The following is a 20,923-nucleotide window of genomic DNA, read 5'->3' as shown; positions in this document are numbered from 1 at the left end:
GAGCGGGCCTTCTGCGTTCTCCCGGCGGCCCGCTCAACGAGAACGTGCTGGTCGCGCTCGCCGTCTGCCCTGCCGTTCCCGCCCTGCGGCCGAAGGCCGGTCCTCCGCGGTGAGCAGCCGTCGTGCTCGCGGCCGCCCGTCTCTCCCCTTCCGGATCCCTCCCGCCGATCGCCGACAGACGTCCTCCGTGTCCCCCATCCGGGCCGCGCCGGACGGGAGCCGTTCTCCTCCGGTCCGTCGGGGGATCCGCGGCGACGTACGCTCGCCCCTCGTGCTCTCGCAGCACGCGAGGCACTCGAACGATGGACGACCAGGGGACGGGACGACATGGGGACCACAGCACACAGGGCACGGCGGAGAGCGGCAGGGGTCGGCGCGGGGGCGATCGCGGTCCTGGCGGGGCTCCTGGCGGCACCGCCGGCGCAGGCGTCCGGGACGCAGACGCTGCTCGCGCTCGGCGACTCGATCACGCGCGCGGCGACGACCTGCGGGGTGAACCGCGACTGCGTCGAGAACTCCTGGGCGACGGGATCGGCGCCCGCGGTCGACTCGATCGCGAGCCGGATGGCGGCGGCGGATCCGCGGACGGCGGTCCGCGCGGTGAACTACGCGAAGTCGGGCGCGGTCATCAGCGGAGTCGAGTCGCGGATCGACGCCGCGGTCGCGGCCGGGGAGGAGCCGGACGTGGTCACGCTGCTGATCGGCGGCAACGACCTCTGCTCGCTGAGCCTCTCGCCCGACTCCCGCGACGGCTACGCGATGACGCCCGCGGCCTCCTTCGCCGCGTCGGCGACCCGGATACTGCGCTCCATCGGCGAGGAGTGGCCGGAGGCGACGGTGCTCGTCGGCTCGGTCCCGGACATCGAGTCGGAGTGGGAGGCCGTGAAGCCGACGCCGGGCGCCGCGATCTGGGCCTGGGGCGGGGTCTGCCGGACCCAGCGCGGAGTCGACGCGACGACCGGAGCCCCGCTGACCAGCTCGGCCTACGCCGCCTCGCTCGCGGCGGCGGAGGACCGGGAGGCCGCCTTCAACGAGGCACTGGAATCGGCCTGCGCATCCGCCGCGAACGACTGCGTCTGGGACGGCGGCGCCCTCACGGCGGCTCCGATCTCGCTCGACCAGCTCTCGACGGACGTCGACTACTTCCACCCGAACGTCGCCGGCCAGGCGATGATCGCGGAGGAGCTGTGGACGGCCTGGGGCCTCGGCGACGAACCGGCTCCGACCCCGACCCCGACTCCCACGTCGGCGCCCACCGCGGCTCCTGCTCCGGCACCCACGGGCTCGCCCGCGCCGTCGCGCGACACGACGGCTCCGAAGACCGTCATCACCGCGCCGACGAGCGGATCGACGGTGCGCGGCTCGGTCACCCTGGTCGCCACCGCCAAGGACGACGTCGGCACGACGAAACTGAGCTTCTGGAGCGGAGCCACGCGGCTGGGCGACGCGACGAGGGTGTCGGACGGCACGTGGCGCCTGACCGTCTCGGCCTCCTCCTACCCGGCCGGGCGGTACGCGATCGTCGCGCACGCCTACGACGCCGCAGGGAACCTCGGGCGGAGCTCTTCGATCACCCTCAAGCGCTGAGCGGCTGAGGGGGCCTTCCGTCACCGGACCCCTCAGCCCCGCGCGACGAGCAGCACGTCGGGACGATCCCAGTTCTCGACGGTCTGCAGCACCCAGAAGACCCCGAAGAGGGCGAGCGCGACGGCCTCGCCGAGCAGGAGCCACTGCTCGCCGAGAAGTTCCGCTCCCCGCCCCGTGAGAAGCAGGAGCACCAGCGCCGCATCGACCGCGGCGATCAGCACCGCGAGAACGGCGTAGCAGCGGCAGTAGAAGCGCGGCGTCCCCGGCCCGCTCGCTCCCTCCTCGCGCACCGCGACGGCGTGCAGACCCGCGGTGACGGCGATGAGGAGGAAGAAGACGCCGGCGGCGGCGTAGTGGCCGAGCCGCAGGAACGACGGGAGCGTGCTCCAGGCCGCCAGAGCGATCAGGAGGGCGGCGGCGATCGCGGTGCGGACGAGCGCCCAGCGGTCGAGGACCCGGTCGAGGGCGAGCAGGATCACGGAGGCGACGAGGACGGCCGCGGCCGTGACCAGGTAGGCGGGCAGGGAGGCGGCGACCTCACCCGCGGCCGTCGCGGGAAGGCACGACGCCCCTCCCGCCGGGCACACCGCTCCCTGGAGGCGCTGCAGCTCCTCCGAGGCGAGGGGCACCGGCACGATCGCGATGACCGGCGCCGTCATGCCCGCCAGCAGCAGGAGGAAGCGCCGCACGCTCCTCCCGGCGAGGACGACCAGCGCGACGCCGACCGCGAAGAGCGCCCCGGTGAAGAGGGAGCGGACCGGGGTGTAGTACGAGGCGCTGATCGAGCGCAGCGGGCCTCCGACGACGAGCTGGTGGACGAGGCCGGCCGTGAGGAGCACCACGGCCGCCACCAGGGAGAGGCGGACGTAGCGGTAGGTGCGGAGGGAGGAGACGGCACCGCCCCCGCCCAGCGCGTCGCCGCGGGCCACCCGGCTACTCCGCGCGCAGGCCGGAGGAGGCGAGGGCGAAGTCGACGTCGATGCGGATGGCGACGCGGAGGGGGTTCGGGCGCGGGGTGCGGTAGCGCTGGGAGTAGAGCTCGACGGCGTGCTGCACGGCGTCCGGCTCCTCCTCGATCGTCGCCGGACCGCCCAGGCTCAGCCACCGGATGCCGTCGACCTGCCCGACCGTCGCGGTGCCGCCCCGCCGGACGTTGAGCACCTTCTGGCTCTCGCGGGAGGTGATGACGCGGACGACGCCGTCCTCGTAGGTGAAGCCCACGGCGACCACGTGCAGGCGGCCCTGGCGGCCGGGGGTGGAGAGGGTGGCCAGGTGGCGCTCGGTGACGAAGGCGAGGCCGTCGGCGCTCAGGATGCTCATCCCGCGAGCGTAGCCGGAGGCGCCGACGCGCTCCTGGGGGCGGACCGCCGGTCAGCCCTCGAGGATCAGCGCCTCGCCCTGGCCGCCTCCGCCGCAGAGCGCGGCGACGCCCAGACCGCCGCCCCGGCGCCGGAGGGCCAGCGCCAGGTGCAGGGCCAGCCGTGCTCCGGAGGCGCCCACAGGGTGGCCGAGCGCGATCGCCCCGCCGTCGGGGTTGACCGCCTCGGGCTCGACGCCGAGATCGTCCGCCGACTGGAGGACGACGGAGGCGAACGCCTCGTTGATCTCGATCAGGTCCAGGTCGGACACCGCTGCACCGCGGCGGCCGAGCGCCCGGAGGATCGCCGCCGACGGCTGTGAATGCAGGGAGTTGTCCGGTCCGGCGACCTGCCCGTGCTCGGCGACGGTCGCGAGCCAGGGCAGTCCGCGCTCGCGGGCCCAGCCGCGGGACACGACGACCAGCGCGGCGGCGCCGTCCGTGATCGGGGACGAGCTGCCCGCCGTGATCGTGCCCTCGGGCGAGAACGCGGGGGCCAGCCGGGCGAGCGTCTCGACCGTGCTGTCCTCCCGGATCCCGTCGTCGGCGGACACGACGAGGTCCGGTCCGCGCCGCTGCGGAACCGCGACCGGCACGATCTCCTCGGCGAGCACGCCGGTGGACCGTGCCGCGGCGGCCCGCTGGTGCGAGAGCGCGGCGAAGGCGTCCTGGCGCTCGCGGCGGATGCCCCGTGCGGCGTTGCCGTCGTCGGTCACCCTCCCCATCAGGCGGCGGTCGAACGGATCGAGCAGGCCGTCGTGGAGGAGTGCGTCCTCGAGCGGACGCGGACCGACACCCAGGCCCGAGCGGGATCCGAGCAGGAGGTGCGGCGCGTTGGTCATCGACTCCTGCCCTCCGGCGACGACCACCTGCGCCTCGCCGAGCCGGATCATCCGCGCCGCGTCGATCACCGCGGTGAGACCCGACAGGCAGAGCTTGTTGATCGTGACCGCCGGGACGTCCCAGCCCAGGCCCGCGAGGACCGCGGCCTGCCGGGCGGGGCCCTGACCGGCTCCGGCCTGGATCACCTGGCCGAGCACGACCGCGTCGACGTCGGCCGCGGAGGCGCCCGAGCGCTCGAGAGCCCCTCGGATGGCAGCGGCGCCGAGCTCGACGCCCGAGAGCGGCGCGAAGGCTCCGGAGAAGCGGGCGAACGGGGTGCGGGCGCCCCCCAGGATCACGGGGGTGGTGTCGTCAGTGGACACGGGGACTCCTTCTCGACGGTGAGAGCGGGGGAAGCGGTGGGGAGACGGATGCCGGATGCCGGCCCGGGTCAGGGAACGAGCAGGATCTTCCCGCGGACGTGGCCGTCCTCGCTGAGCCGGTGCGCCTCGGCGGCCTGCTCGAGCGGGAGCCGCGGACCGGTCGCGACCGCGAAGCGCCCCTCGCTCGCCAGCCGGGCGGCGAGCGGCACGCCCTCGCGGCGGAGGCGCTGCTCCTTTTCGGTCAGCGGCACGGGACTGCCGCCGCTCCAGGCCCGGATGCCCAGCTCGGCCGCCCGAGGACCGGCGACCACCGTTCCGACGTGCTGCGGATCCGCCACCAGCGCGAGCGAGGCGGCGAGCGCCTCGTCCGTCCCGGCCGCGTCGAGCACGCGGTCGACGCCCTCGGGCGCCGCGGCACGCAGCCGCTCGAGCAGTCCGGGCCCGTAGGCGACCGGCACCGCTCCGAGCGCGCGCAGCGCCTCGTGATTCGCCGGGCTCGCCGTGGCGATCACCCGGGCTCCGCGGTCGACGGCGAACTGGATCGCCGCCCGGCCGACCGCTCCGGCGCCCGCGTGGACGACGAACGTCGATCCCTCCGCGACGCCGAGCGAGACCACCGCCTGGTAGGCCGTGGAGACCGGGATGCCGAGCGCGGCCGCCTCCTCGAAGCCGAGTCCGTCGGGGAGCGGATCGAGGGAGTCGGGGGAGACCGCGACGGCGGTCGCGTAGGTGCCGGTGGCGCCGCTGACGATGACCCGGTCGCCGACGCTCCAACCGGTCACTCCCGGACCGACGGCGGAGACCACGCCGGAGCCGTCCGACCCGAGCCTCCGCGGACCGTCGAACGGCGGGCTCGGGCGCAGGCCGGAGCGCACCTTCCACTCGATCGGGTTCACACCGGCCGCGCGGACGGCGACCACCACGATTCCGGGCCCCGCCTCGGGCTCCGGCGCCTCGACGGTCTCGAGCACCTCGGGCCCGCCGATCCGCTCGTACTGCACGATCCTCGCCATGTCGTCCTCCTCCTCGCGGGCCACCGCCCGCTCCGGTCGCCTCAGTCCAGCAGACTCTCGCGCACCTGGCGGCGCAGCACCTTGCCGATCAGCGAGGTCGGCAGCTCGTCCACCGGGACGATCCGCTTGGGCACCTTGTAGGGCGTCAGGTGCAGCCGGCAGAAGTCGCGCAGCGCCTCCGGATCCACGGCCGTCCCGGCCCGCAGGACCACGGCCGCCGCGACGCTCTCGCCGCCGTCCTCGCGGGGGAGCCCGACGACGGCCGCGCGCGTCACGTCCGGGTGCGACTCCAGCACTCCCTCGACCTCGGAGGGGGAGACGTTGAAGCCGCCGGTGATGATGAGCTCCTTGGCCCGGTCGACGATCGTGACGAAGCCGTCGGCCGAGACGGTCGCGATGTCGCCCGTGCGCAGCCAGCCGCCGGGGAGGAGGGCCTCGGCCGTCTCCTCCGGCCGCTTCCAGTACCCCTGGAACACCTGCGGCCCCCGGAGCAGGAGCTCGCCGGACTCGCCCGGGCCGCGGTCGACCGACGGATCGGCGGGGTCGACGAGGCGGATCGTCGTGCTGGGGAACGGCACGCCCACCGTGCCGGGCCGGCGGGTCGGGCCGACCGGGTTGCCGAGGGCGACCGGCGAGCTCTCGGTCATTCCGTAGCCCTCGACCAGGAGTCCCCGGCTCGCGCGCTCCCAGCGGTCGACCGTCGCGACCGGCAGGCTCATCGCTCCCGAGATCGCGAAGCGGATGCCGCGCAGGTCGAGCTCGTGGCGCTCGGAGGCGCGGGCCAGCGCGTCGTACACGGGCGGCACCGCGGGGAGGAAGGTGGGCGGCGACGACTTCGCGGCCGCCTTCACGAGGCCGACGTCGAAGGTCGGGAACAGCACGACCTTCGCGCCGATGCTGATCGCGAAGGTCAGGCACAGCGTCAGCCCGTAGGCGTGGAACAGGGGGAGCACCGCGTAGAACGTCTCGTCGCCCTCGCGCAGGCCCGGCACCCAGGCGCGGCCCTGCAGGGCGTTCGCGCGGAGGTTCGCGTGCGAGAGGATCGCGCCCTTGGGCGTCCCGGTGGTGCCGCTCGTGTACTGCAGCAGGGCCGTGTCGCCGAGGACCGGGCGGGGGTGCGAGCGCGCGATGCGGCGGTTCTTCAGCAGCGACGCGAAGGGCACCAGGGAGCGGCTGCGGGGGGTCGCGGTCAGCTTCTCGCGCGACCGGCGCACCGACGGCAGGGGGAGCCGGAGCGCCAGGCGCTTGCCGAGCGGGAAGGAGCGGGTGAGGTCGACGGAGACGACGCGCTCGATGCCCAGGTCGGCGGGCATGGTCGCGACGACGTCGGCGATCTTGTCCCAGACGACCGCGAACCGGGCGCCGTGGTCCTCGAACTGCCGCCGCAGCTCGCGCGGCGTGTAGAGCGGGTTGTGCTCGACCACGATCGCTCCGAGGCGGAGAGCGGCGTAGAACGCCACCACGTGCTCCGGGCAGTTCGGGAGCACCAGCGCGACGCGGTCGCCGGCGCGCACGCCCAGGCGCCGCAGGCCCTCCGCCGTGCGCGCGACCTGCTCGCCGAGCTCGGCGTAGCTGGTCTCGGCGCCGAAGAACTCGAGGGCGATGCCGCGGCGGTACCGCGCGACCGAGTCCTCGAGCAGGTCGACGAGGGTCTGGGTGGGAGGGTCGATCTCGGCGGGCACGCCCTCCGCGTAGGAGGTCAGCCACGGCTTCGTCGCCAGGTTCGAGGATCCGGAGGTCACGGGCCGAGTATCGGGCACCCGCCTCCGCACTTCCTCCGAGGCGCGCGGAGGGGGTGCCGCACCGGGCGCGGGAGCGGCAGGCTGGCGGCATGAGCGCAGCCATCGACCTCCTCCGCGACGCCTTCGGCCGGGTGCACGAGAACGTGCACGCCGTCCTCGACGACAGCACCCCCGATCAGCTCGCGTTCCGCGCGGACGCCCGCTCGAACTCGCCCGCCTGGCTCGTCTGGCATCTCGTCCGGGTGCAGGACGACCACCTCGCCCCGCTCGCCGGCCACGAGCAGGTGTGGACGGCCGACGGCTTCCACGGCCGGTCCGGCCTGCCCTTCGGGCCCGACGAGACCGGCTACGGGCAGGAGCCGGCCGAGGTGGCGGCGCTCGCCGCGGTGCCGGCCGCGCTGCTCGCGGAGTACGCCGACGCCGTGCACCGGCAGACGCTCGCCCTCCTCGACACGCTCGGCGACGAGGACCTCGAGCGCGTCGTCGACGAGCAGTGGGATCCGCCGGTGACCCTCGGGGTGCGGCTGGTCTCGGTGATCGACGACGACACGCAGCACGTCGGCCAGGCCGCGTATGCGAAGGGTCTCGCCGAGCGCTCGGCGCGCTGAGCCCGGCCTCTACGCTGGCGGGATGCGCGCGCTCCGGACCCTGCCCGCGAGCGCGGTCCTCGCCCTCGCCACCGCGCTGACCCTCGTCGGCTCCTGGATCCCCTCCTACTGGAACGACGAGGCCGCGACCCTCCGCCTGGCGCGGCTCCCGGTGGGGGAGCTCCTCGCCTTCGTGCAGGAGAAGGACGCGGTGCACCTGGTCTACGGCCTGCTGATGCACGGCTGGATCGCGATCGCCGGGGAGTCGGAGCTCTCGGTGCGCGCGCCGTCCGCTCTCGCCACGGGAGCGGCGGCGGCGGGCGTCGTCGTCCTGCTGCGATCGTTCGACCGGCCCCGGGCGGCACTCCTCGCCGCCGCGGTGCTCGTGCTGCTCCCTCGGTCCTCGTTCTCGGGGACCGAGGCGCGATCCTCCGCTCTGGCCACCGCGCTCGTGGTGGGAGCGGCGGTCCTCGTCGTGCGGGCGGCCCGCTCCGGAGGCGCCCTGCGCTGGACCGCGTTCGCGGCCGTCGCGGGACTGGCGAACGCCGTGTTCCTCTACTCCGTGCTGGTGCTGCCGGCTCTCGTCGCTCTCGCCGCGGCCGCGGCGCCCCGGGGTGCCGTGCGGGCTCTCCCGGCGAGCGCCCTCTCGGCACTGGGCGCCGTGCCGGTGCTGCTCCTCGCCGCAGGGCAGAGCGGCCAGGTCGGCTGGCTCCGCTCGCAGCCCGTGACCGCGTTCGCCGTCCTGGTCGAGCCGTTCTTCGGATCCGCGTGGTGGCTGGCCGGGATCGCCGTCGCGCTCCTCGCGGTCGCCGCGGTGCGGGGCGGCCTGCGCGGGCCGCTCCTGCCGGCCCTCGTCCTCTGGATCGTGCTGACGACGGCGGTGCTGGTGCTCGGGACCCTCCTCGTCGAGCCGATGTTCACCCCCCGCTACCTCGCGGCGAGCACGCCCGCCCTCGCGGTCCTCCTCGGCCTCGCGCTCGACTCGTTCAGGGCCCGGACGGGCGTCGCCCTCCTCGCCCTGATCGCGGTGGCCGCACTGCCGGTCCTCGTGCAGATGCGCACGGTCACCGGGAAGCCGGCCGCGCAGGATCTCCGCGGTCTGGCGGCCGCCGTCGAGGAGCGGGCCCGTCCGGGCGACGCCGTCCTCCTCGGCTCCTCCGGGACGGTCTCGCTCCGGCCCCGCCTGGCGCTCGCCGCCTACCCGGAGGCGTTCGCGGGCGTGGACGACGTCGCCCTCGCCGCTCCGTACGGGACGACGGGGACGTACTCCGACGTGCTCCTGGAGGGCGAGGCCCTGCTCGCCGCGCTCGCCGGGGAGGACCGGGTCTGGCAGGCGCTGCCGGAGGGCGAGGCGGACACGGTGCTCGCGGAGGCGGGGTTCGTCGCGCGCGAGCGGATCCGGGTGCCGACGACGGTGCTGACGCTGTGGGAGCGCCCGGAGGGCCGCTGATCCGGAGCGCTCGGGGCGTCGCAGCCCCGGAGTGGAGAGACGCCGGAGTGCTCGGAGCCCCGCCGACGGGGAGCCGCTACCCTTGTCCCCGGCGCCGTCGCAGAGCGGTGGCGTCCGCGGAGCGAGGACCGCGCCACCGAGAGGACCCGAACGTGACGTTGCCCGAGACCACCACCACCGCCATCGCGAAGCGGAAGGGGCGCGACGTCGCCCCCGAGATCGCGCGCTCCTGGCTGCTGGTGAACGCCACCCGCACCGAGACGTTCGACGCCGCGCACGCGTCCCGCGCCGACCAGATCGTCCTCGACATCGAGGACGCGGTTGACCCCAAGGCGAAGCCCGACGCGCGGACCGACGTCGCGGAGTGGCTGACCGGCGAGAAGCGCGCCTGGGTCCGCATCAACGACCACTCCACCCCGTTCTGGTCCGACGACGTCGACGCGCTGAAGGGCCTGCCCGGCCTCGCCGGCGTCATGCTCGCCAAGACCGAGGCCGCTGAGCACGTCACCGAGACCTTCGACCGCCTCGGCGGCTCCACCCCGGTGCTCGCCCTGGTCGAGTCCGCCCTCGGCATCGAGGAGGCGGTCTCGATCGCCCGCGCCCGCGGCACCTTCCGCCTCGCGTTCGGCAGCGGCGACTACCGCCGCGACACCGGCACCAGCGCCGACGACCTCGCGATGGCCTACCCGCGCTCGCGCCTGGTCGTCGCCTCGCGCATCGGCGACCTGCCCGGCCCGATCGACGGACCGACCGTCTCGAACAGCCACCCCGTGCTGCGCGAGCAGTCCGCGCTCACGGTCTCGCTCGGCCTCACCGGGAAGCTCTGCCTCGACACCGAGCAGCTCGCCGTGATCAACGAGGTCATCAGCCCGACGCCGTCCGACGTCGCCTGGGCCCGCGACTTCCTCGACGACTTCGAGGCCCGCGGCCGCGTCATCCGCGACGGCAGCGACCTGCCCCGGCTGGGCCGCGCCAAGAAGATCGACAAGCTGGCCACGGCGTTCGGCGTCAACCCGCTGTGATCCGTCGCGGGGAGGGCGCCTCCGCGGCACACTGAGGGAGCCGCGGAGACCCTCCCGCGCAGGACGGAGACTCCGATGGGCGCGGTCAGCACCTTCCTCTGGTTCGACGACGGCGCGGGGGAGGCGGCGCGCTTCTACACGGAGCTGGTGCCGAACTCGCGGATCACCGGAAGCCAGGTGCTGCCGGAGGGCTCCCCGTCGCCCGGCGAGGTGCTGTCGGTGACGTTCGAGCTCGACGGGCAGCGGTTCCAGGCGATCAACGCCGGGCCGCGGTTCCCGTTCACCGAGGCCGTCTCGATCGTCGTGACCGTCGGCGGCCAGTCCGAGCTCGACCGGCTGTGGGACGCCCTGATCGCGGACGGCGGCGAGGAGAGCCGGTGCGGCTGGCTCCGCGACCGCTGGGGGCTGTCCTGGCAGATCGTGCCGGAGGTCCTCCCGCGTCTGCTCGGAGGCGCCGACCCCGAGGCGTCCGCGCGCGCTCTGCAGGCGATGCTCGCGATGAGCCGCCTCGACATCGCGGAGCTGGAGCGGGCCCATGCCGGCGCGTGACTCCGCCCGCCCGCGCCGCTCGACCTCGCTGCGGCGCGCGTACCTCCGCGACTACCGCTACGCCTACGGCTCGCGCTTCGTGCACCTGCGGGAGGGCTGGGACGTGTCGCGGTACGCGTCCGGCGACGGCGCTCCGGTGCTGCTCATCCCCGGGATCTACGAGACGTGGCAGTTCCTCCGGCCCATCGCCGAGAGGCTGCACGCGGCGGGCCATCCGATCCACGTGCTGCCCGCGCTCGGCTACAACACGCGGCCGATCGTCGCGTCGGCCGGACTCGGCCAGGACTACCTGCGCGAGCACGATCTGCGCGGAGTCGTCGTCGTCGCGCACAGCAAGGGCGGCCTGATCGGCAAGCACATGATGGTCGTCGACGACCGCGAGGACGGGCGGATCGAGCGGATGATCGCCGTCTCGACCCCGTTCAACGGCTCGTCGCTCGCACGGATCGCCCCGGCGCGGGCGCTCAGGGAGTTCGCGCCCCACCGCCCGCTGATCCGCACCCTGCTGGCCGAGCGCGAGGCCGACGCGCGCATCACGTCGATCTACGGGATGCGCGACCAGTACATCCCCGGAGGAAGCCGCCTCGCCGGGGCGCGCGAGAACATCGCGGTCTCGGTGGTCGGCCACTTCGCGCTGCTCTCGAGCCCGAAGGTGCTCGACCTCATCGCGGCCCGGGTCTGAGGCCGGACCGGATCCGCTGGACTCGCCGCCCGCGTGAGGCGCCTGCCGTGCGGCGCGTCCTCGACCGGAGGACGGCCGCCTCAGCGACGGGCCGAGCCGCCCGCCGCGCTCAGGACCAGGGAGTGAGCAGCACGAGCGGGATCTGCCGCTCGGTCCTCGTCTGGTACTCGGCGTAGTCCGGCCACGCGGCGACCGCGCGCTCCCACCAGGCCGCGCGCAGATCGCCCTCGAGCACGCTCGCGGCGTAGTCCTTCTTCACGGGCCCGTCCTGCAGCTCGACGTGCGGCTCCTTGAGCATGTTGCCGTACCAGACGGGGTGCTCGGGCGCGCCGCCCTTGGACGCGACGACCACGTACTCGCCCTCGTGCTCGACGCGCATCAGCGCGGTCTTGCGGAGCTTCCCGCTCTTCGAGCCGACGGTGGTCAGGACGATGATGGGGCGGCCGCGGAGGAGGTTCCCCTCGGCTCCGCCGGTCCGCTCGTAGAGCTCCGCCTGCTCGCGGGCCCACTCGGACGTGCTGGGTTCGTACTCTCCGGTCAGCGGCATGCCTCCGATCGTACGGCCGCGGCGGCCCCGGTGGCCGACCCGCGTGCAGGAGGATGGAGCGGTGTTCTCCGCAGACCCGTTCGACCGAGCCCGTATCGCCCTCCTGCGCGACGATCTGATCCGCGCCCGCTACGGCGTGGACGCCGTGCGGGGGCTCTGGGGCGACGAAGCGGCCGAGGCGCTGCACCGCGGCGACCGGGTCCCCGCCCGCCGCGCTCTCGAGCGCAGCGGCGACCGCGACGCGCTGGCCACCCTCGCCCGCCTGTTCCTTCTGGCCGATCCCGTCTCGGCCGACGACGCGGACGAGGCGTTCGGCGCTCTCGCGCTGGAGGGGGCGGTGGAGCTCGGCCTGGTGCGCGTCGAGGCCGGAGCCGTCGTCACCGCGGCCCTCGACCTGCGCCCCTACGACGTGGTCGACCAGCGCGGCGCGGCCTCCTGGTGGATCGCCTCCGACCTCGGGGAGCTCGCCCTCGGCCGCGCGCTCGACGAGGACCACGTGCTCGGCGTCGGCGGCGCGAGCCTCACGCTGACCGGCCTGATGATCCAGCGGCCCGTCGGCCGCGTGCTCGACCTGGGGACCGGCTGCGGGATCCAGGCGCTGCACGCCTCCCGCCACGCCGAGCAGGTGGTCGCCACCGACATCTCGGAGCGCGCGCTCGCGCTCGCCTCCTTCACCGCGGCGCTCAACGGGATCGAGAACATCGAGTTCCGCCTCGGCAGCCTCTACGAGCCGGTCGCGGGGGAGCGCTTCGACCACATCGTCACGAACCCGCCGTTCGTCATCACGCCGCGAGCCGAGGGCGTTCCCTCCTACGAGTACCGCGACGGCGGGCTGGAGGGCGACGAGATCGTGCGCCGCGTGATCCTCGGAGCAGCCGAGCACCTGGTGCCCGGCGGTGTCGCGCAGCTCCTGGGGAACTGGGAGTACCGGGAGGGCGCGGACGCCTTCGACCGGATCGCGGACTGGCTCGCCGACGCCCGCAGCCCGCTGGAGCAGGCGCTCGAGGCGGGGCCCGAGGGGCTCGACGCCTGGATGGGCGGGACCGCCTCTCCGCTGGACGTCTGGGTCGTGGAGCGCGAGCGTCAGGATCCGGCGGTCTACGCCGAGACCTGGATCCGGGACGGCGGCACGACTCGCGGCCCCGCGTTCGACGCGCTGGTCGACGCCTGGCTGACCGACTTCGAGCGGCGCGGGGTGACCGGCGTCGGCTTCGGCTACGTCACGCTCCGCCTGCCCGAGCAGCCCCGCCCGCCGATCCGCCGCCTCGAGCGGATCACCACGCCGGTGGCGACCGCGGGCCTGGGCGGCCACCTCGCCGCCTGCCTCGACGCGGCCGAGGCCCTCGCGTCGATCGACGATCGCGCTCTGGCGGGTCTCGCCCTGGTCGTCGCCGGAGACGTCACGGAGGAGCGGCACTACTGGCCGGGCAACGACGATCCGACAGTGCTGCGGCTGCGCCAGGGCGGCGGCTTCGCCCGGGTCGAGGAGGTCGACACGGCGCTCGCCGCCGTGGTCGGCGCCTGCGACGGCGAGCTCTCGGTGGCGGCGATCGCGGCGGCGGTCGCCTCGCTCCTCCAGGTCGAGGAGGAGGCGGTGTCCGACTCGGTGCTGCCGCGGGTGCGCGAGCTGGTGGCGACGGGGCTGCTGCGGCTGCCCCAGGGGGAACGCGGCTAGAAGAGGGTGGCGGAGTCCTCGACGGGGGGCGCATCGGCCGCGGCGGGCGCGGCGGCGGCCGTCGGCCATCCGGGTCCGGCGTCGACGGGCTGCCGGCGCTGGTAGGCGGTCGCGGCGCTCCGGGCGCGGACGTCGGCGGCCTCGTTCATCCGGTGGTTGGCGTGCCCCTTCACCCACTCGAAGGTGACGGCCCGGCCCTGCAGCTCCTCGTCGAGCGCCTTGATGATCTCGACGTTCATCACCGGCTTGCCGTCGGCCTTGCGCCAGCCCTTCCGCTTCCAGCCCGGCAGCCACTCGGTGCAGGCCTTGATGGCGTACTGGCTGTCGCAGAGGATGTGCAGCGGCTCCTCCTCCTGCGCGGTCGCGCGCAGCAGCTCGAGCACCGCGGTGAGCTCGCCGATGTTGTTCGTGCCGTGCGACCAGCCGCCCGCGGCCCAGCGCTCGTCGTCGACGTACCAGGCCCAGCCGGCGGGGCCGGGGTTGCCCAGTGCGGACCCGTCTGCGGCGGCGATGATGCTCACGTGCGTCTCTCCTCGTGCTCTCGGTGCTCGCGCCGGTGCGGCGCCCTCCGAGGGTAGTCGGCGGGCGGGGCGGTCCGCGGCGCGCGGCGCGGAGTCAGGCGGAGGAGGAGCGGCGCGCGATCGTCACGCGCGTCGAGTACGGCATCGCGACGGTCCCGCTCCCGCCCGACTCCTCGTCCACCACGGCGTCGACCGCCGCGAGGACCGCGGCGCGCTCCTCGTCGGGCATCGCGATGACGGAGCTGCGGGACGCGAACATGTCCCGCACCCCGGCTCGGTCCAGCTCGAAGGACCACTCGAAGGCCGCGAACGCCACCCGCTCGAGAGCGGAGCCGAGCGGCGGCCGGAGCGTCTCGAAGCGCCCGGCGGTGGAGGCTCCGGCGACCTCGCCGAGCCGGCGCACCCAGGGGACCGACTCGTCGCGGATGTTCCACACCAGCGCGAGCACGCCCTCCGGCACCAGGACGCGGGCGACTTCGGCTCCCGCGCGCTCGGCGTCGACCCAGTGCCACGACTGCGCGGCGGTGACGAGCTCCGCGGAGGCGTCCGCGGCGGGGATCGCCTCGGCCGTCCCCTCCTCGGGGCGGACCCCCGGCAGATTCGAGGCGAGCCGCGCGAGCATCTCCGCGTCGGGCTCGACCGCGGTCTCGTCGAGGCCGCGGGACGCGAGCGACGCGGTGAACTTGCCCGTTCCCGCGCCGAGGTCCACGGCGCGCAGCCGATCGGAGGCGTCGGCTCCCGCCGCGCGGGCCCGCTCCGGGATGAAGGCGCCCGCCACCCGCGCGGGGGCGTGCCCCACGATCCAGTCGACGGCGTCGTCGGGGTAGCCGGGCCGCCCGCAGTCGTAGGCGTCGACCGCGCTGCCGAAGGAGCGTCCGAGGCCGCTCATCGCTTCTCCGCCGCTCGCGCGAGCACGTCCACCGCGTAGCCGTAGCCGGCGATGCCCGCGCCGACGATCACGGCGATCGCGACGTCCGAGAGGTAGGAGTGCTGCCGGAACGGCTCACGCCGGTGCACGTTGCTCACGTGCACCTCGACCATCGGCAGCTCGGTCGCGAGGACGGCGTCGCGGATCGCGATCGACGTGTGCGTGTACGCCCCGGCGTTGAGCACCACTCCCGAGACGGAGCCGCGAGCCGCGTGCAGCCGGTCGACGATCGCGCCCTCCGAGCTGCTCTGGAAGGTCTCGACCGTGAAGCCGTGCCGCTCGGCCGCCTCCGCCGCCAGCGCCACGGCGTCGACGAGGGTGTCCGAGCCGTAGAGCTCGGGCTCGCGGGTGCCGAGCAGGTTCAGGTTCGGGCCGTTGAGGACGAGGATCGGCAGCTTCACGCTCCGACCCTAGCGCCGGCCGTCCCCGCGAGCGGGAGCGGCGGCAGCGCCGCGCGCAGGAGGATCAGCTCGCGCGCATGGGCGTCCAGATGCCGGTCCTCCCCGGTCCGCAGCTCGAGAGGCGGGACCGGCTCGGCCGCCCCGTCGGCGCCCCGCACCACGAAGACGCTCCGGCACTGCGTGGTCAGCTCCAGCTCGCCGGTCCGCGGGTCCCCGGAGCGCACGTGCACCGCCAGGTGCATGCTCCGGGCGCTCGTGTGGATGAGGCGCGGCTCCACCTCGACGAGATGCCCGATGCGCACCGGACGGTAGAAGTGGATCCCCCCGGAGTAGACGGCCACAGAGTCGCGGCCGGTCCAGCGCTGCGCGACCGCGTCGGCCGCCTCGTCGATCCAGCGCATCACGATCCCGCCGTGGGCGTTGCCGCCCCAGTTGACGTCGCCCGGCGCCGCGAGGAAGCGGAACACGATCCGCGGACCGGTGCCCTCCTCGGTGTACTCCTGGGCGCGCATCACGTCGTGCAGCCGTCGGCGGCCGTCGATGCGCGCGGCAGCGCCCTCGGCGAGGGACAGGTCCTCGATCGAGCGGGGCCGCCACTCCGGGACCGACCGCGGCCTCTTCTCGTCGTCGACGGCCACGAACACGAGGAGGCAGTGCGTGGCGTCCTCGTAGAGGCCGGTCCGCGGATCCGCCTGCGCGACCTGCACCAGCACGTGCATGCTCGTGCGCCCGGTGTGGATGACGCGGGCGGTCGCCTCGATCAGGTTGCCGACCGAGATGGGCCGGGTGAAGTGGACGTTGCCGACGTACGCCGTCACGCAGTAGCCGCCGCTCCAGCCCACGGCGCAGGCGTAGCCGGCCTTGTCGATCCACTCGAGGACGCGGCCGGCCTGGGCGCTGCGGCCGTCGGCGGTGGCGTCCTGCGGGGCGGCGAGGAAGCGGAGCGTGATGCGGTCGGTCATGGTGCCCGTCGTCGTGGGAGCGGAAGGGGGGAGTGGACCCGCGGGGGTGCGAGGAAAGGGGGATGATCCGCCCGCGGGCCACAGGGGTGTCCGGCAGGAGCCGGCTCGGTCAGGGGGATCAGGCCGCCAGCGGCAGCTTCTCGGCGAGGAGCCGGAGCCGCAGGGCCTGGAGCTCGGCGGACAGCTCGGGCGGCAGCCGGTCGCCGAACCGCGTGAAGAACTCCTCCGTGAGCGCGCACTCCTCCAGCCACGCCTCCACCGGGACGGAGAACAGCTCCTCCTTCTGGGCCGCGGAGAGCAGGAGCCCGTGCGTGTCGATCGCGACCGGCAGGTCGCCGAGGGGGCTCCGCCGCGCCTCAGCCAGCCCCTCCAGGCGGCGGACGAGCCACTGCAGCACCCGCGCGTTCTCGCCGAAGCCGGGCCAGAGGAACTCGCCGTCCGCGTCCTTCCGGAACCAGTTGACCTGGAACACCGCCGGCGCCGCATCGCCGAGCTCGGCGCCGATCGCGAGCCAGTGCGCGAAGTAGTCGGCCATGTTGTAGCCGCAGAAGGGGAGCATCGCGAACGGATCGCGGCGCAGCTCCCCGACCGTGCCCTCCGCGGCCGCGGTCTTCTCGGAGGCGACGGTCGCACCCAGGAAGACGCCGTGCTGCCACGAGGTGGCCTGCGTGACCAGCGGGACGTTGCTCGCCCGTCGGCCACCGAAGACGATCGCGTCCAGCGGCACGCCCTCGTGGGCGTCCCAGTCGGCGGAGAGCGACGGGCACTGCGCGGCCGGCGCGGTGAAGCGGGAGTTGGGGTGCGCGGCGGGCGTGCCGGACGCCGGCGTCCACGGGTGCCCGCGCCAGTCGGTCAGCCGCTCCGGGACCTCGTCGGTCAGGCCCTCCCACCACACGTCGCCGTCCTCGCGGAGCGCGACGTTGGTGAAGATCGTGTTGCCCCAGAGCGTCTGCACGGCGTTCGGGTTCGAGGTCTCCCCGGTGCCGGGAGCGACGCCGAAGAAGCCCGTCTCGGGGTTCATCGCCCAGAGGCGTCCATCCTCGCCGCGGCGCATCCAGGTGATGTCATCGCCCAGCGTCTCGACCCGCCAGCCGGGGATCGCGGGCTGCATCATCGCGAGGTTGGTCTTGCCGCACGCGCTCGGGAAGGCGGCGGCGACGTGGTAGCGCCGTCCCTCGGGCGAGACGATGCGGATCAGCAGCATGTGCTCGGCGAGCCAGCCCTCCTCGCGCCCCATCGCCGAGGCGATGCGCAGGGCGAAGCACTTCTTCGCCAGCAGGGCGTTGCCGCCGTAGCCGGAGCCGTACGAGACGATCTCGCGCGTCTCCGGGAACTGGGTGATGTACTTCACCGGGCTGCACGGCCAGGCGACGTCCTCGCGGGTGACGCCGTCCGCGTCGCGGAGAGGCAGCCCCACGGTGTGCACGCCGCGGACGAACGGGGTCTCCTCGGTGAAGGCCGCGAGCGGCTCGGAGCCCACGCGCGCCATGATCCGCAGGTTCAGCACCGCGTAGGCCGAGTCGGTGACCTGGACGCCCAGCTGCGAGAGCGGACCGCCGACGGGCCCCATCGAGAACGGGACGACGTACATCGTCCGTCCGCGCATCGCTCCGTCGAGGAGGGGAGCGAGCTCGGCCCTCATCGCGGCGGGCTCGCGCCAGTTGTTGGTCGGTCCCGCGTCGGCCTCGTCGGTCGTGCAGATGAAGGTGCGGTCCTCGACCCGGGCGACGTCGTCCGGGTCGGTGCGGGCCAGGAACGAGCCGGGCCGCCACTCCGGATTGAGCGGGAGGAGCGTGCCGGAGGCGACGAGCCGCTCGGTCAGGCGGTACCACTCCGCGGGGGAGCCGTCGCTCCACTCGATCGCGTCGGGCTGGAGGATCGCGGCGGTCTCGCGCACCCAGCGGCGGAGGGCGAGGGGCGCCGGCGGCACGACGGGCGCGGGGACGGACGTCGGCGCGGTCATGGTGCTCGGCTCGAGTCGGACGGTGTTGCTGTAGATGCTCATGCTGGCTCCGCTTTCGGTGGTCGTCGTCGACGGGGGTGGGGAGTCGCCGGCCGCAGCCGGGAAGAGGCCGGCCGGGCCGGGAGGGGCGCTCGGTGGCGCCTGAAGCCAGGATGGAGGAGGATCAGGAAGTATTCCCGGTGCTCAGGCGGTCAAGAAACCGTCTTTTTGCGCTTTCGTCACAACCGACCGCTGGAGCTCGCCGTGACCGATCCCTCGACACCCGCCCCGGGCTCCGACGCCGTGCTGCTCGGGCAGCGCCTGCGCCACTTCCGCACCCGGCGCGGACTGACCCTCGGGCAGCTCGCCGAGCGCGTCGACGTGTCGGGGAGCCAGCTCTCGCTGATCGAGACGGGGCGCCGCGAGCCGCGCCTCTCCCTCCTGCAGCGCCTCGCGGCCGCGCTCGGCGTCGAGCTGGCGGCGCTGCTCTCGGACGAGCCGCCGAGCGAGCGGGCCGCGCTCGAGATCGAGCTGGCGCGCGTGCAGAAGGGGTCGCTGTACCGCTCACTCGGCCTGCCCGAGTTCAAGGTCAACAAGGGGCTGAGCACGCCCGTGCTGGAGGCGTTCCTCGGCGTCTACCGCGAGCTCGCACGGCGCCGGAGCGAGGCGAGTGCCACACCGGAGGAGGCTCGCCGGGCCAACACCGCCCAGCGGCTCCAGCTGCGCGAGCGCAGCTCCTACCTGCCCGAGATCGAGGAGGTGGCGGGCGAGATGCTCCGCACCGTCGGGCACCGCGGAGGAGCACTGACCCACAGCTCCGTCTCGAAGATGGCCCGGCACCTCGGCTTCGAGATCATCCACGTCGGCGACCTGCCGCACTCCGCCCGCTCGGTGATCGACCTCGCGAACGGCAGGATCTACCTCCCGCCCGCCTCGATCCCCGGGGGCCACGGCCTGCGGGCGCTGGCGCTGCAGGCGATGGCGCACCGCCTCCTCGGGCACGAGCGGCCGGTGACCTACGCCGACTTCCTCCGCCAGCGCCTCGAGATCAACTACTTCGCCGCCGCGTGCCTGATGCCGCTGGAGCCGGCGGTCGCGTTCCTCCAGGAGGCGAAGCGCGAGCGGGACGTCTCGGTGGAGGACTTCCGCGACGGCTTCGGCGTCACCCACGAGGCCGCCGCCCTGCGCTTCACGAACCTGCTCACCTCGCACCTCGACATCCGGATGCACTTCCTGCGGGTGCTGGGAGACGGCTCGATCCAGAAGGCCTACGAGAACGACGGGCTGCCGCTGCCGACCGACGTCACCGGGGCCGTCGAGGGCCAGGTCGTCTGCCGCTACTGGTCGGCGCGCTCCGCGTTCACCCGGACCAACCGGACGACGGAGTACTACCAGTACGTCGACACTCCGGCGGGCACCTTCTGGTCGGCGTCGCAGACCGGCACGACCGCCACCGAGGAGTTCTCGATCACCGTGGGCGTCCCGTTCGCCGAGGCCCGCTTCTTCCGAGGCCGCGACACCGACCGCCGCGAGCTCTCCCGCTGCCCCGACGAGTCCTGCTGCCGGCGCGCCCCGTCGGAGCTCGCCGCGCGCTGGGACGGCAACGCCTGGCCGAGCGCGCGCCTGCACGCGCACGTGCTCGCACCGCTGCCGTCGGGGACCTTCCCGGGCATCGACGACGCCGAGGTCTACGAGTTCCTCGACGCGCACGCCCGCGAGTCCTGACCGCTCCCGCCTCACCCTTCCCCTTCCGCGAGATGCCACTTGCGACGGTCTCCTTCGGCGTGTCGCCCTCACAGGTGGCATCTCGCAGGAGGGGGTGTGGAGAACGCGAGCGGGGTGGGCGGCGGATCGGGCACCCTGCGGGGCATGAGCGAGCAGCAGCACCCCGGGGTCATGAATGCATCGACGAGCGGGCAGTCGCGACACGGTCTCGTCCGGGACTACCCGGTCGCCGTGTTCCGGGGAGCCCGTGCAGCGCTTGAGCCGGCCGATGTCGACGAGCGGATCGCCGCGTTCTCCGCTGTGATGCGGCCGGGCGAGTTCTTCTCCCACGGCACGGCAGCGCATCTGCTGGGCCTGCCGGATCGGCGGATGACCGCGACGAGTCCGCTCGACGTCTCGGTCGCTCCTCCGATGCGAGCCGCCCGACGGGTGGGCGTGCGGTCACACCATCTCTGGGACGAGGCGGTCGCCGTGGTGCAAACGCGATACCCGGCAGCCGACCCCGCTTCGACCTTCTGCCACCTGGCCGACTCCCGCCGTCTCGACGAGCTCATCGTCCTCGGCGACGCGATCGTCCTCCCTGATGACGAGGGACGCAGGCGCGGCCTGCGGGTCGACCTCCCGGTCCTCACGGAGCGTGCAGCGCGGTTCCGCGGGCGTGGCGGCCGGCGAGCACGCGAAGCAGCGGGCCACCTCCGGGTCGGGGCGGAGTCGCCCCGCGAGACCCTGCTGCGGCTCCTGCTGGTCAGGGCCGGGCTTCCCGAGCCGGAGCTGCAGGTGGAGCTGTCCGATGCCGACGGGTGCTTCGTCGCTCGGGTCGACATGCTCTACCGGATCGCGCGCGTCGTCGTCGAGTACGACGGTGACCACCACCGCACCGATCGTGCACAGTACGAGCGCGACATCGCCCGGATCGAAGCGATCGAGGCCCTCGGCTACCGGGTCGTCCGAGTGCGGGCCTCGGGCATGCTCGACCCGGACGCCACCGCCGCCCGGGTCCGCCGCGCGCTCGCGCTCTGACGACCCTC

The 20,923-nt window shown here is 74.3% G+C and carries 20 protein-coding genes; 9 read left to right on the top strand and 11 right to left on the bottom strand.

Features of this window, described 5'->3' with window-relative positions; all coding sequences use genetic code 11:
• Positions 1 to 327 precede the first annotated feature (327 nt).
• The gene (locus C5B93_RS01950; protein WP_104291629.1) at positions 328 to 1,587 is read left to right on the top strand and encodes a GDSL-type esterase/lipase family protein; all 1,260 of its coding nucleotides are present in this window, start codon (positions 328 to 330) and stop codon (positions 1,585 to 1,587) included.
• 32 nt (positions 1,588 to 1,619) lie between these two features.
• On the opposite strand, the gene C5B93_RS01945 is transcribed toward C5B93_RS01950, so the two are convergent.
• The 5 genes from C5B93_RS01945 to C5B93_RS01925 all read right to left on the bottom strand — a co-directional run bounded on the left by C5B93_RS01945 (position 1,620) and on the right by C5B93_RS01925 (position 6,904).
• A complete protein-coding gene (locus C5B93_RS01945) occupies positions 1,620 to 2,516 on the bottom strand; it encodes a hypothetical protein (RefSeq protein WP_104291628.1) in 897 nt (298 codons plus the stop codon).
• Positions 2,517 to 2,520: 4 nt separating this feature from the next.
• On the bottom strand, positions 2,521 to 2,907 hold the full coding sequence (locus C5B93_RS01940; protein ID WP_104223212.1) for a pyridoxamine 5'-phosphate oxidase family protein: 387 nt from the start codon (positions 2,905 to 2,907) through the stop codon (positions 2,521 to 2,523).
• A 51-nt stretch (positions 2,908 to 2,958) separates the two neighbouring features.
• The gene (locus tag C5B93_RS01935; RefSeq protein WP_104232853.1) at positions 2,959 to 4,149 is read right to left on the bottom strand and encodes an acetyl-CoA C-acyltransferase; all 1,191 of its coding nucleotides are present in this window, start codon (positions 4,147 to 4,149) and stop codon (positions 2,959 to 2,961) included.
• Between the two features lie 68 nt (positions 4,150 to 4,217).
• Positions 4,218 to 5,162, bottom strand: a complete 945-nt coding sequence (locus C5B93_RS01930; RefSeq protein WP_104291689.1) for an NADP-dependent oxidoreductase — start codon at positions 5,160 to 5,162, stop codon at positions 4,218 to 4,220.
• A 41-nt stretch (positions 5,163 to 5,203) separates the two neighbouring features.
• Positions 5,204 to 6,904, bottom strand: a complete 1,701-nt coding sequence (locus C5B93_RS01925; protein ID WP_104291627.1) for a long-chain-fatty-acid--CoA ligase — start codon at positions 6,902 to 6,904, stop codon at positions 5,204 to 5,206.
• Between the two features lie 89 nt (positions 6,905 to 6,993).
• Here C5B93_RS01925 and C5B93_RS01920 point away from each other — a divergent pair, with 89 nt between their 5' ends.
• The 5 genes from C5B93_RS01920 (at position 6,994) to C5B93_RS01900 (ending at position 11,194) form a co-directional block, all read left to right on the top strand.
• Positions 6,994 to 7,512 (top strand): DinB family protein, encoded by a 519-nt coding sequence (locus C5B93_RS01920; RefSeq protein ID WP_104223209.1) that lies wholly within the window; start codon positions 6,994 to 6,996, stop codon positions 7,510 to 7,512.
• A 22-nt stretch (positions 7,513 to 7,534) separates the two neighbouring features.
• Positions 7,535 to 8,941: a glycosyltransferase family 39 protein gene (locus C5B93_RS01915; protein ID WP_181068294.1), complete on the top strand. Its 1,407-nt coding sequence runs from the start codon at positions 7,535 to 7,537 to the stop codon at positions 8,939 to 8,941.
• 158 nt (positions 8,942 to 9,099) lie between these two features.
• Positions 9,100 to 9,963: a CoA ester lyase gene (locus C5B93_RS01910; protein ID WP_208543400.1), complete on the top strand. Its 864-nt coding sequence runs from the start codon at positions 9,100 to 9,102 to the stop codon at positions 9,961 to 9,963.
• 75 nt (positions 9,964 to 10,038) lie between these two features.
• Positions 10,039 to 10,512 carry a VOC family protein gene (locus C5B93_RS01905; protein WP_104223207.1) on the top strand — a complete coding sequence of 158 codons (474 nt, stop codon included), beginning with the start codon at positions 10,039 to 10,041 and terminating at the stop codon, positions 10,510 to 10,512.
• Entirely contained in the window at positions 10,499 to 11,194 is a 696-nt protein-coding gene (locus C5B93_RS01900; protein ID WP_104223206.1) for a triacylglycerol lipase, read from the top strand. The genes C5B93_RS01905 and C5B93_RS01900 overlap by 14 nt, the downstream gene beginning before the upstream one ends.
• Positions 11,195 to 11,303: 109 nt before the next feature.
• Here the strand turns inward: C5B93_RS01900 and C5B93_RS01895 are convergent, their stop codons facing one another.
• Positions 11,304 to 11,741, bottom strand: a complete 438-nt coding sequence (locus tag C5B93_RS01895; RefSeq protein WP_104291625.1) for a nitroreductase family deazaflavin-dependent oxidoreductase — start codon at positions 11,739 to 11,741, stop codon at positions 11,304 to 11,306.
• On the opposite strand from C5B93_RS01895, the gene C5B93_RS01890 reads away from it, so the two are divergent.
• Complete coding sequence (locus C5B93_RS01890; RefSeq protein ID WP_104291624.1) at positions 11,740 to 13,416, top strand: methyltransferase; 1,677 nt, start codon at positions 11,740 to 11,742, stop codon at positions 13,414 to 13,416. The genes C5B93_RS01895 and C5B93_RS01890 overlap by 2 nt on opposite strands.
• On the opposite strand, the gene C5B93_RS01885 is transcribed toward C5B93_RS01890, so the two are convergent.
• The 5 genes from C5B93_RS01885 to C5B93_RS01865 form a co-directional block, all read right to left on the bottom strand.
• Positions 13,413 to 13,937, bottom strand: coding sequence for a ribonuclease H (locus tag C5B93_RS01885; protein ID WP_104291623.1), 525 nt, complete (start codon positions 13,935 to 13,937; stop codon positions 13,413 to 13,415). The genes C5B93_RS01890 and C5B93_RS01885 overlap by 4 nt on opposite strands.
• A gap of 94 nt (positions 13,938 to 14,031) precedes the next feature.
• Complete coding sequence (locus tag C5B93_RS01880; RefSeq protein ID WP_104291622.1) at positions 14,032 to 14,826, bottom strand: class I SAM-dependent methyltransferase; 795 nt, start codon at positions 14,824 to 14,826, stop codon at positions 14,032 to 14,034.
• Positions 14,823 to 15,266, bottom strand: a complete 444-nt coding sequence (gene aroQ / locus C5B93_RS01875; RefSeq protein WP_104291621.1) for a type II 3-dehydroquinate dehydratase — start codon at positions 15,264 to 15,266, stop codon at positions 14,823 to 14,825. The genes C5B93_RS01880 and aroQ overlap by 4 nt, the downstream gene beginning before the upstream one ends.
• On the bottom strand, positions 15,263 to 16,228 hold the full coding sequence (locus C5B93_RS01870) for an acyl-CoA thioesterase (RefSeq protein ID WP_104291620.1): 966 nt from the start codon (positions 16,226 to 16,228) through the stop codon (positions 15,263 to 15,265). Before C5B93_RS01870 ends, aroQ begins: the two co-directional genes overlap by 4 nt.
• Positions 16,229 to 16,346: 118 nt before the next feature.
• Positions 16,347 to 18,191 carry a phosphoenolpyruvate carboxykinase (GTP) gene (locus tag C5B93_RS01865; protein WP_104291688.1) on the bottom strand — a complete coding sequence of 615 codons (1,845 nt, stop codon included), beginning with the start codon at positions 18,189 to 18,191 and terminating at the stop codon, positions 16,347 to 16,349.
• Between the two features lie 243 nt (positions 18,192 to 18,434).
• On the opposite strand from C5B93_RS01865, the gene C5B93_RS01860 reads away from it, so the two are divergent.
• Both C5B93_RS01860 and C5B93_RS01855 read left to right on the top strand, forming a co-directional pair.
• The gene (locus C5B93_RS01860) at positions 18,435 to 19,895 is read left to right on the top strand and encodes a helix-turn-helix domain-containing protein (protein ID WP_104291619.1); all 1,461 of its coding nucleotides are present in this window, start codon (positions 18,435 to 18,437) and stop codon (positions 19,893 to 19,895) included.
• Between the two features lie 144 nt (positions 19,896 to 20,039).
• Complete coding sequence (locus tag C5B93_RS01855; protein WP_219812363.1) at positions 20,040 to 20,915, top strand: endonuclease domain-containing protein; 876 nt, start codon at positions 20,040 to 20,042, stop codon at positions 20,913 to 20,915.
• Positions 20,916 to 20,923 lie beyond the last annotated feature (8 nt).

The sequence above is a fragment of the Rathayibacter sp. AY1A2 genome (assembly GCF_002930935.1).
GTDB lineage: Bacteria > Actinomycetota > Actinomycetes > Actinomycetales > Microbacteriaceae > Rathayibacter.
Note: the sequence above shows the minus strand (reverse complement) of the source record. Positions and strands in the feature narration are given on the sequence as shown.

What these genes read in the sequence shown, in the direction of transcription:
- C5B93_RS01920 (WP_104223209.1), top strand. Translation starts at nt 6,994, where the DNA reads ATGAGCGCAGCCATCGACCTCCTCCGCGACGCCTTCGGCCGGGTGCAC.
- C5B93_RS01905 (WP_104223207.1), top strand. Translation starts at nt 10,039, where the DNA reads ATGGGCGCGGTCAGCACCTTCCTCTGGTTCGACGACGGCGCGGGGGAG.
- C5B93_RS01865 (WP_104291688.1), bottom strand. Translation starts at nt 18,191, where the DNA reads ATGACCGCGCCGACGTCCGTCCCCGCGCCCGTCGTGCCGCCGGCGCCC.
- C5B93_RS01895 (WP_104291625.1), bottom strand. Translation starts at nt 11,741, where the DNA reads ATGCCGCTGACCGGAGAGTACGAACCCAGCACGTCCGAGTGGGCCCGC.
- C5B93_RS01915 (WP_181068294.1), top strand. Translation starts at nt 7,535, where the DNA reads ATGCGCGCGCTCCGGACCCTGCCCGCGAGCGCGGTCCTCGCCCTCGCC.
- C5B93_RS01880 (WP_104291622.1), bottom strand. Translation starts at nt 14,826, where the DNA reads ATGAGCGGCCTCGGACGCTCCTTCGGCAGCGCGGTCGACGCCTACGAC.
- C5B93_RS01930 (WP_104291689.1), bottom strand. Translation starts at nt 5,162, where the DNA reads ATGGCGAGGATCGTGCAGTACGAGCGGATCGGCGGGCCCGAGGTGCTC.
- C5B93_RS01950 (WP_104291629.1), top strand. Translation starts at nt 328, where the DNA reads ATGGGGACCACAGCACACAGGGCACGGCGGAGAGCGGCAGGGGTCGGC.
- C5B93_RS01890 (WP_104291624.1), top strand. Translation starts at nt 11,740, where the DNA reads ATGCCTCCGATCGTACGGCCGCGGCGGCCCCGGTGGCCGACCCGCGTG.
- C5B93_RS01900 (WP_104223206.1), top strand. Translation starts at nt 10,499, where the DNA reads ATGCCGGCGCGTGACTCCGCCCGCCCGCGCCGCTCGACCTCGCTGCGG.
- C5B93_RS01855 (WP_219812363.1), top strand. Translation starts at nt 20,040, where the DNA reads ATGAGCGAGCAGCAGCACCCCGGGGTCATGAATGCATCGACGAGCGGG.
- C5B93_RS01940 (WP_104223212.1), bottom strand. Translation starts at nt 2,907, where the DNA reads ATGAGCATCCTGAGCGCCGACGGCCTCGCCTTCGTCACCGAGCGCCAC.
- C5B93_RS01870 (WP_104291620.1), bottom strand. Translation starts at nt 16,228, where the DNA reads ATGACCGACCGCATCACGCTCCGCTTCCTCGCCGCCCCGCAGGACGCC.